Origin of the sequence: Sphingomonas sp. (genome assembly GCF_024508665.1) — a bacterium.
GTDB lineage: Bacteria > Pseudomonadota > Alphaproteobacteria > Sphingomonadales > Sphingomonadaceae > Sphingomonas.
Window position 1 is genome coordinate 433,270 of the sequence record NZ_JANINP010000002.1, and the last position, 15,548, is coordinate 448,817.

The following is a 15,548-nucleotide window of genomic DNA, read 5'->3' on the forward strand; positions in this document are numbered from 1 at the left end:
TTGCCGATCGCTGCGCAAGTGCTTATCTACCTATTGGAAGGTAGGAATCGAAATGACGGGATCGACGGCACTACGAATTCTCGACGAAGGCCGGCAATTGATCATGAAGCGCGGCTATAACGGCTTCAGCTATGCCGACATCGCAGCCGCGATCGGCATCCGGAAGGCGAGCATCCATCACCATTTCCCGGGCAAGAACGACCTCGTCACCGCCGTCGTCGAGCAATCCCGTGCGATCATTCGTTCGCAGGTCGAGTTGCTGGCCCAAGCCGAGCCGGACGCCCTCGAACAGCTGCGCGCTTATGCCGGATATTGGGAGCGGTGCATTGCCGACGACAGCGCCCCATTCTGCATTGCCGCGATGCTCGCCGCCGAATTGCCAAGCCTGCCGGAGGACGTCGCCGACGCCGTCAAGGCGCACTTCGTCGAGCTGTCGGCATGGCTTGCCCATATCCTCGCGCTCGGCATTCGCCAGGGGAGCGTGGTACTGGTCGGATCGCCGGAAGATGAGGCCGAGGCCTTCATGTCCGCGATCTATGGGGCGATGCTGTCGGCGCGAGCTTTTGAGGATCCGAGTCGATTCGTTTCGATCACCGAGACGTTGCTTTCGCGCGTGGCTCGGCTTCACTGAACAAGGTTCACGTCGCGGCAAAGCCGCCCCGCCGGCCGGGGCTCGGCCGCTCGCGATTTAACCTTCGGCTAAATCGCTGCCTCGCCCTTTGAACCCCTGCGCCACGACGAACCATTCGACCGAGCCCTTGCGGCTCGACGGCGGCTTGGCGTGCTTTACCGTCGCGAAATTGCGCTTCATTTCGGCGACCAGCGCCGAATCGGCACCACCGGCGAAGACCTTCGAGACGAAGGTGCCGCCGGGCTTGAGCACGTCGATCGCGAAGGCCAAGGCGGTTTCGACCAGCGCCATCGTCCGCAACGCATCGGTCTGCGGATGGCCGACCGTGTTCGCTGCCATGTCGGAGATCACCAGGTCGGGCGCGCCACCCAATTCCTCGATCAGCCGTCCGGGCGCGGCATCGTCCATGAAATCCATCTGCAGGATGGTGACGCCCTCGATCGGATCGACCGGCAACAGGTCGATGCCGACGATCGCGGCCTTCGGCACCTTGCGCCGGATCACTTGCGACCAGCCGCCCGGCGCGAGCCCCAGGTCGACCACGCGGCTCGCACCCTTCAGGAATCCGAACTTCTCGTCGAGCTCGAGCAACTTGTACGCCGCGCGGCTGCGATAGCCCTCGGCCTTGGCGCGCTTGACGTACGGGTCGTTCAACTGCCGCTCGAGCCAACGCGTCGATTGCGGAGTGCGATTGCGCGAAGTGCGCACGCGGGTGTGGCCGCCGCCGCCGCCCCTCATGGCCTTTGCGCGCCCATCAGGCGGCGCAATATGCCCTCGCGGATGCCGCGGTCGGCGACGCCCAGCCGCTCCGCCGGCCACAGGTCGAGGATCGATTCGAGGATCGCACAGCCCGCCACGACCAGGTCGGCACGCTCGCCGCCGATGCACGGGAAGCGCGACCGCTCGGCCACCGACATGCTCGACAATTCGGCCGAGATGCGGCGCATCGATTCGGTCGGGACGATCAGCCCATCGACCTTGGCGCGGTCATAATGGTCGAGTTCGAGGAACACGCTGGCCAAAGTGGTGACGGTACCGCTGGTGCCGAGCAGCCGCGGCGCCTTCAAATTGGCCGGCACGCGCTTGGCGAAGGCGGCGAAGCTCTCCGTCGCGAGCGCCCGCATCCGCGCGTAGGATTCGCCCAGCGCCTCGGCGGTGTCGCCGCCGCCGGCATGTTCGGTCAGCGACACCACGCCCCAGCGCGCCGAATGCCAGTCGAGCACGCGCGGATGATCGCCCGACAGGTCGATCAGCACCAATTCGGTCGATCCGCCGCCAATGTCGAAGATCAGCGCCGGCCCGTCGCCCGGTTCCATCAGCGCGTGGCAGCCGAGTACCGCCAGCCGCGCCTCTTCCTCGGGCGAGATGATGTCGAGCCGGATTCCGGTCTCGCGATAGGCGCGCTCGATGAATTCGGCGCCGTTGGCGGCCTGGCGGCACGCCTCGGTCGCTACCGAGCGCGCGACGAGGACGTTGCGGCGGCGCAGCTTGTCGGCGCAGATCCTCAAGGCGGCGATGGTGCGGTCGATAGCGGCGTCGGACAGCCGCCCGCTCGAGGCGAGCCCCTCGCCCAGCCGCACGATGCGCGAAAAGGCGTCGACCACGGCAAAGCCGTTACCCTGCGGTCGCGCGATCAGCAGGCGGCAATTATTGGTGCCGAGATCGAGCGCGGCGTAATGCGGCGCATCGCCCCAGCGCTTGGTCGGGATGCGGGCCGGACGGGCGGCGGGCTTGCCCTTAGGGACTGCGCGCTGCCGGTGCGGCATATTGGCGGGAACGTCCCCCATGCCGTCGTAACTCTTATATTCTCGCGGTCCGGCCCATAGCCCTCCGCTGCTTGACGCCGAGCCTAACCGAACTGGCGCGATGCGACAAGCGAGCCGCCGCGCCGGGCGATCCGGCCCGTCTCCGCAAGGCCTTGACCGGTCGCGCCAGCCCGCCTAGAGCCCGCCGCCTGTTGCCCCGTCGTCTAAAGGTAAGACTACGGACTCTGACTCCGTCAATTGAGGTTCGAATCCTCACGGGGCATCCAGATTCTCCGCCACCGTTATAATCACTTAGCGCGGACTTCGGCGGACAGAGGCTGCGAATTCCTGTTGCTGGGCGTTGCACTTGCGCCGCCAAGTTCAGCCATTTCCGAAGTGTCGACGGCGATTCCACGCGATACTCCGCACGGCGGTCGCGGCTCTGATGATCGCAGGTCGGCTGACTTTGCGGAAGGGTACCGCCGACAGGCCAGTCGGACCTGGGTTACCAATGAGTGGCGGAGACGGAGGGATTCGAACCCTCGATACGGTTTCCCGTATGACGCTTTAGCAAAGCGTTGGTTTCAGCCACTCACCCACGTCTCCGGCTGCGGCAGAATGCGGGCCTATAGCGGGCGTCCCCTAGGTGATCAACCGGGGGTTTCGACTCGGTCGGGCGCGGAATAGACTCGGATCGCCGCTGCGTTCATTGCGGGGCAATCTTGGCCGGGCTTAGCGTGCGGCATGTATGGGTTGGGGTCGGGGGCGATGATGCGCCGTTTATTGACTATTCTATCGTCGGCGATGCTGATGATCACCGGGCCGGTCGCCGCGCAGGTGGCCACGATCGATCCCAACAAGGCGATCGATGGCGATCTGCAACGATCCCCGTCGCCGCCGCCGCAGCCGGCGCCCTACACGCCGCCACCCGCGAGCCCGAGCGTGCCCGCCTATGACGAGGCTCCGCCGCCGCAGGACGAGACGGCTCCCACCACCGCGAGCACTACCCCGCCGCCGGTTCCGCCGACCACCGGGCCGACCTATGCCGACGACGACGTGCTCGACGCGGCCGAAGGCGTGTTCGGCAAGGGCGCCAAGGGCCTGGCGGAGATCGTGGAAAAGACCCTGAAGAGCCAGGGCCGGCCCAACGCTTATATCGCCGGACGCGAGGCTTCGGGCGCGTTCGTCGTCGGGCTGCGCTACGGATCGGGCACGCTCAGCCACAAGGTGGCCGGACAGCAGAAGGTCTATTGGACGGGACCCTCGGTCGGCTTCGACGTCGGCGGTGACGCCACCAAGGTATTCGTGCTGGTCTACAACCTCTACGACACCGAGGATCTCTACAAGCGCTTCCCGGCCGGCGAAGGACGGCTCTATTTCGTCGGCGGATTCTCGGCGACCTATCTCCGGCGCGGCAATATCGTGCTGATCCCGATCCGGCTGGGCGTCGGCTGGCGCGCCGGGGTCAATGCCGGATATATGAAATTCACCCACAAATCGAAGTGGATGCCGTTTTAGTCGCAGCGCGGCAGCGCGCTACGCCGCGCTGACTCGCGCAAGACCGGCCGGCGGCGCGCGAGCGCCGTCCGACGCAAGCGCGGGCTTTGCCCGCGCTTGGGGCTTATGCCCTCTCCCGCAGGCGGGAGAGGGGATTCCGCCTAACCGACGAACCGCCACGCCAGCGTCTCGCCGGCATGGAATGGCGCAAGCCCCGCGACCCGCGCCGGCACCTCGACGGCAACGCGCTCCAGCGTCACCGTCCTCTCGTTGAGCGGCAGCCCGTAGAAGCGGGGACCATGCTCCGAGGCGAAGCCCTCGAATTTGTCGAGCGCGCCTTCCTCCTCGAACACCGCGGCGTAGCTTTCGAGCGCGAACGGCGCGTTGAAGATGCCGGCGCAACCGCAATCCATTTCCTTGCGCTCGACGGCGTGCGGCGCACTGTCGGTACCGAGAAAGAATTTGGGCGAGCCCGACACCGCGGCCGCGCGTACCGCGAGGCGATGGCGTTCGCGCTTGATCACCGGCAGGCAGTAGGCATGCGGCCGGAGTCCGCCATCGAACAGCGCGTTGCGGTTGAGATGGAGGTGCTGGGGCGTGATCGTCGCCGCCACCAGCGGACCGGCATCGGCGACGAACGCGGCGGCCTCCGCGGTGGTGATGTGTTCGAGCACGATCTTTAGACCCGGGAAATCGCGCACCAAGGGCGCCAGCGTGCGCTCGATGAACACAGCCTCGCGGTCGAAGATGTCGACGTCGCGATCGGTGACCTCGCCATGGATCAGCAGCGGCATGCCGATCCGCTGCATCGTCTCGAGCACCGCGCCGAGCGCGCGGATGTCGGTGACGCCATGCGCGGAATTGGTCGTCGCGTGTGCGGGGTAGAGCTTGCACGCGGTGAACACGCCCGATTCGTGCCCGCGCGCGATCTCCGCCGGGTCGGCGCCGTCGGTCAGATAGCAAGTCATCAGCGGCGTGAAGTCGCTGTCGGCGGGCAAGGCGGCGAGGATGCGCGCGCGATAGGCCTCGGCCGCGGCGACGCTGGTGACCGGCGGCGTCAGATTGGGCATCACGATCGCGCGCGCGAACTGGCGCGCGGTGTGGGCTACGACCGCCTCCAGCATCGCGCCGTCGCGCAAATGGACATGCCAGTCGTCGGGACGGCGGATGGTCAGGCGATCGGTCATGGCGATCGCCCTACAATCGTGCGCCGCGATCCGCCAGCATGGCTTGGATTCGCCCGCATGCGCATTAGTTTGGCATGATGAGCGACACTGGAACGATGCTGGACGACCGCGCACTGATTCGCCTGGCCGGCGACGGCGTGCGCGATTTCCTGCAAGGGCTGGTGACGCAGGACGTGCTGACGCTCGATACCGCTGCGCCGCGCTGGTCGGGGCTGCTGACGCCGCAAGGCAAGGCGCTGTTCGACTTCCTGCTTTGGGCGGACGGCGAATCGGTGCTGATCGATTGCGAAGCGGCCGAGGCCGACGCGCTGATGCGGCGGCTGACGATGTACAGGTTGCGACGGCCGATCACGATCGAGCGCGTCGCGGGCGCGGTGCACTGGGCGCGCGACGGCGCTCTGGGTGTACCCGACCCGCGCTTGCCGGAACTCGGCCGGCGCTGGCTGGGGATGCCGGGCGAGCCGGCGCGGGGATGGCGCGAGCATCGCCTGTCGCTCGGCGTGACCGAGGGCGTTGTCGAACTTGGCCAGGACAAGACGTTGTGGCTGGAGGCGAATGCCGGCGAACTCAACGGCGTCAGCTTCGCCAAGGGCTGCTATGTCGGGCAGGAGAACACTGCCCGGATGCATTATCGCGCCAAGGTCAACCGGCGGCTGGTGGTCGCGCCGATCGCGCCCGCCGGCGAGCGGACGCGCGCGGTCTATCCCGATCTCGGCCTGATGGTCGAGCTGCGCCGGGTCGAGGCGCTGGGCGATGCGATCGTCCCGCCGTGGCTGGCGACGGCCCTGGCCGCCGCGTGACGTGGTAGATTTGGTTCACGCAAAGGCGCGAAGGCGCGAAGAGGTTTCGCGCAGAGGCGCGGAGAACGCAGAATTCTCTGGGGCTTCGCGATGCGAGGCTCATCGATCATCGCGTTTGCATCCGAGCCGCCGCCCAGAAGGAGAACACCTCCGCGCCCTCTGCGCCTCCGCGCGAACCTGATCTTTTCTTTGCGCCTTCGCGCCTTTGCGTGAAAAAATCCAAGCGGTTTACCGGCCCGCCGCTGGTTTAGTGGTCGAGCCGGTCGGACCCATCCGTCGTTCAGCGTCCGACCGACGAATAAGCGAAGCCGAGCTTACGGACGTCGTCGGGCCGATAGACGTTGCGCAGATCGACCATCACCGGTGCGGTCATCACGCTCGCCAGCCGGCGCAGGTCGAGCGCACGGAACGTGTCCCATTCGGTCACGATCGTCACCGCATCGGCCCCGGCCGCGGCTTCATAGGCGTCCTTGCAGAAGACGACGTCGGGCATCATCGCCTTGGCCGCATCCATCCCTTCGGGGTCGAAGGCACGGACGGTGACGCCGGCATCCTGCAGGCTCTGCACCACCGCCAGGCTCGGCGCGTCACGCATGTCGTCGGTATTGGGCTTGAAGGTCAGTCCCAGCACCGCGACCGTCTTGCCGCGGGGTTCGTCGCCCAGTGCGTGAAGCACCTTGCGCCCCATCGCGCGCTTGCGGCTGTCGTTGACCTTTACCACCGCCTCGACGATGTGCACCGGGCTCTCGTGGTCCTCGGCGGTCTTGAGCAGCGCCAGCGTGTCCTTGGGGAAGCAGGAGCCGCCATAGCCGGGGCCCGCGTGGAGGAATTTGGCGCCGATGCGGTTGTCGAGCCCGATGCCGCGCGACACGTCCTGGACGTTGGCGCCGACCGCTTCGCACAGATCGGCGATCTCGTTGATGAAGGTGATCTTGGTCGCGAGGAATGCATTGGCCGCGTATTTGATCAGCTCGGACGTTCGCCGGCTGACGAACAGGATCGGACTCTCGTTAAGATAGAGCGGACGATAGACCTCGCGCATCACTTCGCGCGCGCGCGCATCCTCGCTGCCGATGACGATGCGGTCGGGACGTTTGAAGTCGCCGATCGCCGCGCCCTCGCGCAGGAATTCGGGATTGGAGACGACGGCGATATCGATGTCCGGGCGTTCCTCGCGCAGGATCTCCTCGACGCGGTCGCCGGTGCCGACCGGCACGGTCGACTTGGTGACGACGACGGTGGGACCGGTGACAGCGGCGGCGATCTCCTTGGTCGCCTCGAACACATAGGTGAGGTCGGCATGGCCGTCGCCGCGCCGCGATGGCGTGCCCACCGCGATGAAGATGGCATCGGCACCGGCGACCGCGGCAGCGAGATCGGTGGTGAAGGTAAGGCGGCCGGCGGCGACATTGGTCGCGACGAGCTGGTCGAGGCCTGGCTCATAGATCGGCATGCGCCCGGCCTGCAGCGCCTCGATCTTGCTCGCATCCTTGTCGACGCAGACCACGTCGTGGCCGAAATCGGAGAAACAGGCTCCCGACACCAGGCCGACATAGCCCGATCCGATCATCGTGATTTTCATTCTAGTCCTCGGTGCAGACGGTATGTCCGGCTGGGCGCCAGATCGTGACGCATTTGCTCTATCGCAAGTGGCCGGCTTTGCCATCCCTGTGTGGCGATCTAGGCGGTGTCAGCGCCGCACCGCTTGGTCCTCCCTCCCGCGGCTGAGAGGACTCGCAGTTCGGTGGCCGCCCGCGGCAAAGCCGCGTCGTCGGTCGGGCTACGCCCGCCGGCCGTGCGCGTTCGCTGGTGGAAATAGCGCCACTATTTCCTTCCGCTCACGCGCAAAGAAAAAGGGAGGCCGGCGAACCGACCTCCCCAATTCTTTCCAGTCGTTGGAGACTTACTGGCCCGAAGACGGACCGTAAGTGATCTCCACGCGACGGTTCTGGACCTCGCGGACGCCATCGGCGGTCTCGACACGCGGACGGCTCTCGCCGAACGCCTGCTCGCTGATGACACCATCCGGAACCGAATGGGCGACCATATAGGCCTTCACCGCGTCGGCACGACGCTGCGACAGACCGATATTGTACTTGGCCGAGCCCGAACGGTCCGCGTGACCGGCGAGCATGACCTGGGCATTGCCGCAGTTCGCATACTGGCTGATCGCGTTGTCGAGGATCGACGCCGCTTCCGGCGTGATATCCGACTTGTCCCACTCGAAGAACACGATGAACGGTCCCGGCGAGCAGACCACGGCCGGCGGAGGCGGCGGCGCAGGCGGTTCCGGCGGCGGAGGAGGCGGCGGGGGCGGAGGCGGCGGCGGCGGCGGAGCCGGCGGTTCGCCGAAATTGTAGGTGAAGCCGCCCAGGATGCTGTGCGTACGGAAACGTCCGTCCAGCGTGCGGCCGGTCACGTCGACCAGCTTGACGTTCTCGGCGTTGAAGAAGCGATACTTCAGCGTCGCGTCGATATGGCTGGTCAGCGGCGCGCGGATACCCGCAATCGCCTGCCACGCGAACACGGTGTCCGAATCGTCGAGGAACGAGCCGTAGGTGTTGAGCGCGTACTTGTCGGCCTTCACGCGAGCGACACCGACACCGCCGCCGACGAAGCCCTGCAGGCCGTCATCGTCGCCGAAGTCGAGCATGCCGTTCAGCATGAAGCTCAGCGCGGTGGTCTTGCCACCGGCATAGCCATAGCTGCCGGCGTTCGACTGAACCAGCGCGCCGGCGCTGTTATACGCCGGAATACGAAGGCTCGAGCTGATCGCATCGACATTGGCGGACTTGTACGAAACTTCGGTTTCGACCCGGAACATGCCGAAGTCGTAACCCACCATACCACCGACGTCATAGCCGTAGTTATGGTCGATCTTCATGGCGTCTGGAGTCGCCCCGATATCGAAGTGAATGTCTTCGACAATCATCGCGCCGCCTTCGACGCCAACATACCACGCCTTGTCGCGCGCAAGCGCGGGCGTCGCAAGTGCGGTTGAAGCGAGCGCCACGGCAATGGCAAGCTTGCGCATCTGTATCCCCTTTCACGGTTGTCACTACGGACAGCGCAAACTCCCTACTCAAAGGTTCGTTTCCACGCAAGCGAAACAAAGCTGAATCGCTGTGGCGGCGAAGCAACACTTTCACCCGGTTTTCCGCCGGTTTGGGGCTTCGCGGCACGTTTGCCGGCATGGCCGAAGATATGCGTGGCCACGAGCCGCTCCGGACGTCTGATCGACGGCGCCGACGGCACGACCGGCCAGGAGCGGGAACGATCTTCCGACGCTTGCCGACTTCGTCTTTTAGGCGCAGATATCGGCGATGGCGGCGGCGCCCGATTATTATGCCATGCTCGGCGTAGCACCCGACGCGGACGAAGCGGTGATCCGCGCCGCGTGGAAGGCGTTGTTGCGCAAATACCATCCCGACACGGCGCAGGATGTGCCCGACGCCGCCGAGCGCACTCGGGCGTTCAATGCCGCCTGGGCGGTGCTGGGCAATAGCAACCGCCGCATCGCCTATGACCTGGAACGGGCGGCCCCGCCCGACGACGAGACACGCCCCGGCTGGGCGTCGCCCTATCCGATGCCGCCGCGTCGCGGCGCCGGCACGACGCTGGTGTTGATCCTCGCCTTTGTCGGCCTGCCCGCTGTCGCGATCACGCTGCCTGGGGTGCCCGGACAGGTCGCGGCAATGCTGCCCGGCGGCGACGGCGGGTCGGCGGCGAGCTTCACGCGGTCGAGTTTCCGCCAGGTCCGCCGGCTGCTCACGCCCGCCGGATTCGGCGCCACCGGCGCTGCCGCGAGCCCGGCTGTCCCGACGTCGCCGTCGACATCGTCGTCCATCCCGGCGCCGGTCGCCGTTCCGCGGATCGACGGCGCGACCATCCGCCTTGCCGTCCGCCAATATGGGCGCGTCGTCCGCCGCGATGGCCGAAAGGGAGTCGCGGCGTACAGCAGAGCTTGCGCCCAGCGCGCGATCGACCTGTCGCGTTGGGAATCCGACGATTTCTGCGCGGCGTTCGATATCGCGGCCGGGCGCGACACAGCGGCATCGGCGGCACGCTACGTGCGGCTGGGTATCCCGGCCACGGCCGCGACGGCGCGCCTCGGTCAAATTCACGCCCAGCTTCGCCGAACATCCTCCGTCTCAAAAAGGCGTTAGAGACCGTTTGAAAACGCGCGGTAGAGCGAGTTCAAGGGCACTGCGAAGTGCACCCGCGGCGCATTTCCAAACGGATCGATCAGGCCGGTCGAGACACCGCGATGGCATGGTCCGCGACGCCCGCCCAGGCAGCGATCTCGTCGTTGAAATGCCGCGTCACGACGAGCTCGCCGGCCAAGGCGCGATCGAGATCGACATCGGCCGATCCTTCCCATTCGTAGGTGGCATTGCCCGATAGGCGGACCATGCCATCGGGATCGGCACAGGCCCTGATCAATCCGCCCGCGTTCCAGACGGTGATTTCGGTATCGAAGCGCGCGCGCTCGGTCAGACATGCGGCAAAGGTCGACGCCGCCATGGCGCTGCCGCAACTGTCGGTCAGCCCGACACCGCGTTCGAAGGTACGCACGAACAACCCGCCGGGCCGCGTTTCGACGAAGCTGACATTGGCGCGGTTGGGCAGCCAGTCGGGCGCCGATTCGCACACCCGGCCGATCTCCACGAGCTCCTGTTCGTCGACCGCATCGACGAACGCGATCAGATGCGGGTTGGGAATCGAGACCGCAGTGAATGGCCGGGCGCTGGGCAATCCGGGTATCGTCATCTGGACATTCTGTTGCCGGCCGATCGCCATCGGCCATTCGGCGATGTCGAGCGATGCCGGACCGGCCAGTTCGCGAATCGTCACCACGCCGGGCGCGAGATCGGGGTCGCGCCCCACCTCGACCACCGAAGTCTTGAGATGGACGTGCGCATGGTCGATCCCCAGCGCTTCGAACCCGGCGCGCGCGACGCAGCGCAGCCCGTTGAGGCAGGTCTCGGCTTCCGACCCGTCGCTGTTGAACATGCGGAAACCGAAATCGTGGCGTGCGTCGCCCGCGGTCAGCAGCAGCAATCCGTCGCCGCCGACCGGCCCGCGCCGATCGGCCAGCGCCAGCGCGACCCGGGCCCAGGCGGCGTCCGGCAACGCGATGGCGCGCGCGTCGATCATCGGGAAATCATTGCCCGAGCCATGGCATTTGACGAACGCGAACCGCATCGCCGCGCTGTAGCGCCGTCACGCGCGCGGTTCAAACCGTAGGATGCCGATGCAGCGCTCGCCTCTTGCCGCCTGCCGCGGCGCGCGACATTGTGCCGACGGGGCAAGGGGGGCTGCACATGATATCGTCGGCATGGCGAGACGAAGGTCTCGACGAATGGCAAGCGGCGCTCGAGCAATCCGACGGCCGTCCATGGATCGCGATGCTGGCGGGTGCCGGCGCAATCCTGCTGATCGCGATCGTCGCGATCAACCTGTCGCCAGTCGATATATCGGCGCATGGCGCGGGCGCGCTGGCGGCGGCGACGATACTGGCCGCGCTGGTCTGGGGCGGGGCATGGTTTCTGACGCTCCGCCACGCCACGACCGGTTGGAAAATCGGCGTAGCGGCGGTCCTGTGGGGAGTCGCCCTGCTGATCATTGCCGGCGCGATCGCCTATGCCAACATCGCGCTAAGAATCGATGCCGCGAACGTACGGCGCATCCGCATCGACGAGACGGGCGAGCCTCGCCTGCCCCCGGGCATGAGGGCTGGGCCGATCACGCGGACGATGTTCGATTTCCTTCGCGACATGACGTCCGAACGGCATCAGCGCGAGGCGATGTTCCGGGTGATGGGCATGGACCGGCTCCACGACGCCTATATGGTCAGCAACACGCCGGCGATGCTCAAGGATTGCGCGCGGTTCGTTCGCGTCGAACCGAAAATCGACCAATCGGATCGCCGCGTCACCGCAGCGATCGCGCGGGTACATACGCGGCTCGGCGTAATCGTCGCAGACGAAGCGACGCGAAGAGAGTTGATCAAGGCGTTCGACAAAGGCCTGAACATCAACCTGAGCAACATGCGGCGGTCGAGCGAATTGCAGCGCCGGCAACTCGAGATCGGCGGCAGGCTGTGCACCTTCCTCGCGACCCATCGCTGGCAGGCGATGGGCAGCCAGTTCATGTTCTACAACCAGGGCGATATCGGCACGTTCAACCGGACGATCACCGATTGGAACGACGCGACCAGGGAGCAGACTGCCTTGGTCGCCGACGCGCGTCGCAAGATGACCGAAACCGGATTGCTCGACGGCCGCTAGCGCTTCCGACCCGTAGTCGTTCTGCAAATCAGGGCGCGGGGTCGCCGCTATCCTTGTCCGCCGGGGGCGAGCCGTTGCCGGCGCCGTCGCCGCGCCAGCCATGCTTGCCGGTTCGCCTCTTGCCCTTGCCGCCGAACTGACCGACCGACGGCGCGCTCAATCTGGGCAATTCGGCGCGAGTGAGCTTGCCGTCATGGTTGGCGTCAAGCATCGCGAAGCGATCCGCCGCGGCCTCGCGGAATTCCCTGGGATCGACCCCGCGATTGAAATTGGTATCGGCGACGGTGACCGGCTCGGGATAATCGAAGAACGAGAAGCGCGCCGCGCCGCGTTTGACGTCGGCATAACGTGGCTGCGTGCCGCTGCTGCTCGACGGACCGTCGCCACCTCCGCCGCCCATAGACCCGCCGCCGCGACCGCCACCGCCACCACCGCGTCGGCCACCGCCGCCGCGACGCGGCCCCCCGCCCGGCCGGCCGGGCGCCATACCGCCCTCGCCGCCGGTTCGGATCTCGGGCGCGAGCACGGTCTCGTAATAGTCGATGTCGTCGGGGTCGATCTCGCCGTCATGCCCGCGATCGAGCCGCTGGAAGAACCGGTCCGCGTCGGCGGTGAATTCGGCGAGCGTCAACACGCCGTCGTGATTGGTGTCGGCTCCGTCGAACCACATCCCCACCGGATCGGCGCCGCGGAACGGCTCGCCCATCGGGCTGATGAATAGCCGTCCGCGTGGACGCTCCGGCGGGGCTCCGGCAGGCTTGTCTTCGTCCGGCAGCTTACCAGCCAAAGGCGGCACCGGCGGCACCGCCTGCCCGCCAGCCATCAGCATCAATCCCAACCAGAAGCCCATCGCCGATACTCCGCCCCGACCCTCGAGGCGAGACGCTAGGCGCGTTTTGTCGCACAAATGTGTCGGGCCGTTACGGCCCGACCGGCATCGTCAGTTCAGTCGGCGAACAGCAGGACCGGCGTCTCGAGATATTTGCGCAAATGCTGGACGTAGCTCGCCGCATCCCAGCCATCGACGACGCGATGGTCGCAGCTGATCGACAGGTTCATCAGCTTGGCGCGGACGATATCGTCGCCGCGGAAGACCGGGCGCTCGACGATCTTGTTGGGACCAATGATCGCGACCTCGGGCCGGTTGATCACCGGCGTCGTCGCGATGCCGCCGAGCGGGCCAAGCGAAGTCACGGTGATCGTGCCGCCGCCCATCTCGTCGGGCTTGAGCTTGTTGGCGCGCGCCGCCTCTGCCAGCCGTGCGATCTCGGTCGCGAGCTGCCAGACGTTCTTGTCCTGCGCGTCGCGGATCACCGGCACGGTGAGTCCGGCATCGGTCTGCGTCGCCATGCCGAGATGGACCCGGCCCGAGCGCGTCACCACGCCGGCCTCGTCGTCATAGCGCGCGTTGAGCATCGGGAAGTCGGGCAGCGTCCGGCAGATCGCCACGATCAGGAACGGCAGCATGGTGAGCTTGGGCCGGCCGCCACGATTATCGTTGAGATCGGCGCGCATCTCCTCGAGCGCGGTCACGTCGATCTCGTCGACATAGGTGAAATGCGGGATGTTGCGCTTGGCCGCCTGCATATTCTCGGCGATGCGGCGGCGCATGCCGATAACCTTGATCGTCTCATCCTCGCGCGCGCGGCTGGCGTGCGGGGCGTGGTAGCCCTGGCCCGAACCGTAGCGCAGGAAGGCGTCGAGATCGGCGTGGCGGATGCGATCGCCATCGGACTTTACCTGCGAGAGGTCGATACCGAGGTCCCTGGCGCGCTGGCGCACGGCGGGAGACGCGAGGATTGGAGTTCCCCTCCCGCCTGCGGAAGGGGTTAGGGGAGGGCTTGTCTGTTCGATGGCGGCGGCGGGCGTGACGACACGCCCTCCCCCGGCCCCTCCCGCAAGCGGGAGGGGAGAGTCGACTTCATAGGCTGGCGTTTCTCCCGCGGCATCGGCCGCGCCCGGAGTCTCCGCCTCGATCTCTTCCGCAACTTCCTCGGCCTTGGTCTCGACCGGGACTTCGCCTTCCACCTCGATCACCACCAAGGTCGAGCCGATCGGAATCTGATCGCCTACTTCGCCCGCCAGGCTGACGACGGTCCCCGCCACCGGCGATTCCATCTCGACCGTCGCCTTGTCGGTCATCATGTCGGCGAGTTGCTGGTCTTCCTCGACCGTGTCGCCGACCTTGACGTGCCAGGCGACGATCTCGGCCTCGGCGATGCCTTCGCCGATGTCGGGCAAGCGGAATTCGAAACGTGCCATCGCGCGTCAGTCCTTCAGAATTTTCTTGAGCGCCTGTCCGATGCGGACGGGGCCGGGGAAATAGGCCCATTCGAGGCTGTGGGGATATGGCGTGTCGAACCCGGTGACGCGCTCGATCGGGGCCTCGAGATGGTAGAAGCAACGCTCCTGGACGAGCGCCGACAATTCGGCGCCGAAGCCCGAGGTGCGGGTCGCTTCGTGAACGATCATGCAGCGGCCGGTCTTCTCAACCGATTGCTCGATCGCCTCGATGTCGAGCGGGACCAATGTGCGCAGGTCGAGGATCTCGGCATCGACCCCGGCTTCCTCGACCACCTTCTGGCAGACATGAACCATCGTGCCGTAGCACAGGATGGTCAGCGCCTCGCCGGCGCGGACGACGTTCGCCTTGCCGAGCGGCACCTTGTAATAGCCATCGGGCACTTCGCCGCCGGGGTGTTTCGACCAATTCTCCGCCGGGCGGTCCCAATGGCCGTTGAACGGGCCGTTATAGATGCGCTTGGGCTCGAAGAAGATCGTCGGATCGTTGTCCTCGATCGCCGCGATCAACAGCCCCTTGGCGTCATAGGGCGTCGCGGGGATCACCGTCTTCACGCCGGACACGTGGGTGAAGATGCCCTCGGGCGATTGCGAGTGCGTCTGGCCGCCGAAAATGCCGCCGCCATAAGGCGATCGGATCGTCATCGGCGCGATGAACTCGCCGGCAGAACGGTAGCGCAGCCGCGCCGCCTCGGACACGAGCTGGTCGAGCGCGGGATAGATGTAATCGGCGAACTGGATCTCAGGGACCGGCCGCAGCCCGTAGGCGCCCATACCGACCGCGACGCCGACGATGCCGCATTCGGTGATCGGCGTGTCGAACACGCGGGTCTTGCCATATTTCTTCTGCAGGCCGGCGGTCGCGCGGAACACGCCGCCGAAATAGCCGACATCCTCCCCCATCACGATCACGTCGGGGTCGCGCGCCATCATCACGTCGAGCGCCGAGTTGATCGCCTGGATCATGTTCATGCGTGTGGTGGTCTGGGATTCGGCCGTCATGGTCTCGCTCATAGTCCCTCTCCCTTTGGGAGAGGGAGGGAGGCGCGTAGCGCCGGAAGGGTGAGGGTCGAGGTCGGCGCGTCGCCCTCACCCTT

Annotated in this window: 14 protein-coding genes and 2 tRNA genes; 6 read left to right on the plus strand and 10 right to left on the minus strand. The window is 66.4% G+C overall.

The window, feature by feature from the left end; all coding sequences use genetic code 11:
• Positions 1–52: 52 nt before the first annotated feature.
• Complete coding sequence (locus Q0L25_RS04770) at positions 53–631, plus strand: TetR/AcrR family transcriptional regulator (RefSeq protein WP_296612026.1); 579 nt, start codon at positions 53–55, stop codon at positions 629–631.
• Positions 632–688: 57 nt separating this feature from the next.
• On the opposite strand, the gene Q0L25_RS04775 is transcribed toward Q0L25_RS04770, so the two are convergent.
• Both Q0L25_RS04775 and Q0L25_RS04780 read right to left on the minus strand, forming a co-directional pair.
• Positions 689–1,369: an RlmE family RNA methyltransferase gene (locus Q0L25_RS04775; RefSeq protein WP_296612027.1), complete on the minus strand. Its 681-nt coding sequence runs from the start codon at positions 1,367–1,369 to the stop codon at positions 689–691.
• On the minus strand, positions 1,366–2,418 hold the full coding sequence (locus Q0L25_RS04780) for a Ppx/GppA phosphatase family protein (protein WP_296612029.1): 1,053 nt from the start codon (positions 2,416–2,418) through the stop codon (positions 1,366–1,368). Before Q0L25_RS04780 ends, Q0L25_RS04775 begins: the two co-directional genes overlap by 4 nt.
• A 171-nt stretch (positions 2,419–2,589) precedes the next feature.
• Here Q0L25_RS04780 and Q0L25_RS04785 point away from each other — a divergent pair.
• Positions 2,590–2,663, plus strand: a tRNA-Gln gene (locus tag Q0L25_RS04785).
• A gap of 229 nt (positions 2,664–2,892) precedes the next feature.
• Here Q0L25_RS04785 and Q0L25_RS04790 read toward each other — a convergent pair.
• Positions 2,893–2,982 (minus strand) — tRNA-Ser (locus tag Q0L25_RS04790).
• Between the two features lie 165 nt (positions 2,983–3,147).
• Between Q0L25_RS04790 and Q0L25_RS04795 the strand changes: the two genes are divergently transcribed.
• On the plus strand, positions 3,148–3,894 hold the full coding sequence (locus Q0L25_RS04795) for a DUF1134 domain-containing protein (RefSeq protein ID WP_296612031.1): 747 nt from the start codon (positions 3,148–3,150) through the stop codon (positions 3,892–3,894).
• Positions 3,895–4,034: 140 nt separating this feature from the next.
• Here Q0L25_RS04795 and pyrC read toward each other — a convergent pair whose 3' ends face one another.
• Positions 4,035–5,060 carry a dihydroorotase gene (pyrC, locus tag Q0L25_RS04800; RefSeq protein ID WP_296612033.1) on the minus strand — a complete coding sequence of 342 codons (1,026 nt, stop codon included), beginning with the start codon at positions 5,058–5,060 and terminating at the stop codon, positions 4,035–4,037.
• Between the two features lie 74 nt (positions 5,061–5,134).
• On the opposite strand from pyrC, the gene Q0L25_RS04805 reads away from it, so the two are divergent.
• The gene (locus Q0L25_RS04805) at positions 5,135–5,860 is read left to right on the plus strand and encodes a folate-binding protein (protein ID WP_296612034.1); all 726 of its coding nucleotides are present in this window, start codon (positions 5,135–5,137) and stop codon (positions 5,858–5,860) included.
• Between the two features lie 280 nt (positions 5,861–6,140).
• On the opposite strand, the gene Q0L25_RS04810 is transcribed toward Q0L25_RS04805, so the two are convergent.
• A complete protein-coding gene (locus Q0L25_RS04810; protein WP_296612036.1) occupies positions 6,141–7,442 on the minus strand; it encodes a UDP-glucose/GDP-mannose dehydrogenase family protein in 1,302 nt (433 codons plus the stop codon).
• A 321-nt stretch (positions 7,443–7,763) separates the two neighbouring features.
• On the minus strand, positions 7,764–8,894 hold the full coding sequence (locus tag Q0L25_RS04815) for an OmpA family protein (RefSeq protein ID WP_296612038.1): 1,131 nt from the start codon (positions 8,892–8,894) through the stop codon (positions 7,764–7,766).
• 289 nt (positions 8,895–9,183) lie between these two features.
• On the opposite strand from Q0L25_RS04815, the gene Q0L25_RS04820 reads away from it, so the two are divergent.
• Positions 9,184–10,026 carry a DnaJ domain-containing protein gene (locus Q0L25_RS04820; RefSeq protein ID WP_296612040.1) on the plus strand — a complete coding sequence of 281 codons (843 nt, stop codon included), beginning with the start codon at positions 9,184–9,186 and terminating at the stop codon, positions 10,024–10,026.
• 79 nt (positions 10,027–10,105) lie between these two features.
• On the opposite strand, the gene dapF is transcribed toward Q0L25_RS04820, so the two are convergent.
• Positions 10,106–11,065, minus strand: a complete 960-nt coding sequence (gene dapF / locus Q0L25_RS04825) for a diaminopimelate epimerase (protein WP_296612041.1) — start codon at positions 11,063–11,065, stop codon at positions 10,106–10,108.
• Between the two features lie 119 nt (positions 11,066–11,184).
• On the opposite strand from dapF, the gene Q0L25_RS04830 reads away from it, so the two are divergent.
• Positions 11,185–12,150 carry a hypothetical protein gene (locus tag Q0L25_RS04830; RefSeq protein WP_296612043.1) on the plus strand — a complete coding sequence of 322 codons (966 nt, stop codon included), beginning with the start codon at positions 11,185–11,187 and terminating at the stop codon, positions 12,148–12,150.
• Positions 12,151–12,178: 28 nt separating this feature from the next.
• Here the strand turns inward: Q0L25_RS04830 and Q0L25_RS04835 are convergent, their stop codons facing one another.
• From Q0L25_RS04835 to Q0L25_RS04845, 3 genes are all read right to left on the minus strand, one after another.
• The gene (locus Q0L25_RS04835; RefSeq protein ID WP_296612044.1) at positions 12,179–13,000 is read right to left on the minus strand and encodes an EF-hand domain-containing protein; all 822 of its coding nucleotides are present in this window, start codon (positions 12,998–13,000) and stop codon (positions 12,179–12,181) included.
• Positions 13,001–13,095: 95 nt separating this feature from the next.
• Complete coding sequence (locus tag Q0L25_RS04840; protein ID WP_296612046.1) at positions 13,096–14,412, minus strand: dihydrolipoamide acetyltransferase family protein; 1,317 nt, start codon at positions 14,410–14,412, stop codon at positions 13,096–13,098.
• Positions 14,413–14,418: 6 nt separating this feature from the next.
• A complete protein-coding gene (locus Q0L25_RS04845; RefSeq protein ID WP_296612232.1) occupies positions 14,419–15,423 on the minus strand; it encodes an alpha-ketoacid dehydrogenase subunit beta in 1,005 nt (334 codons plus the stop codon).
• Between the last annotated feature and the right edge of the window lie 125 nt (positions 15,424–15,548).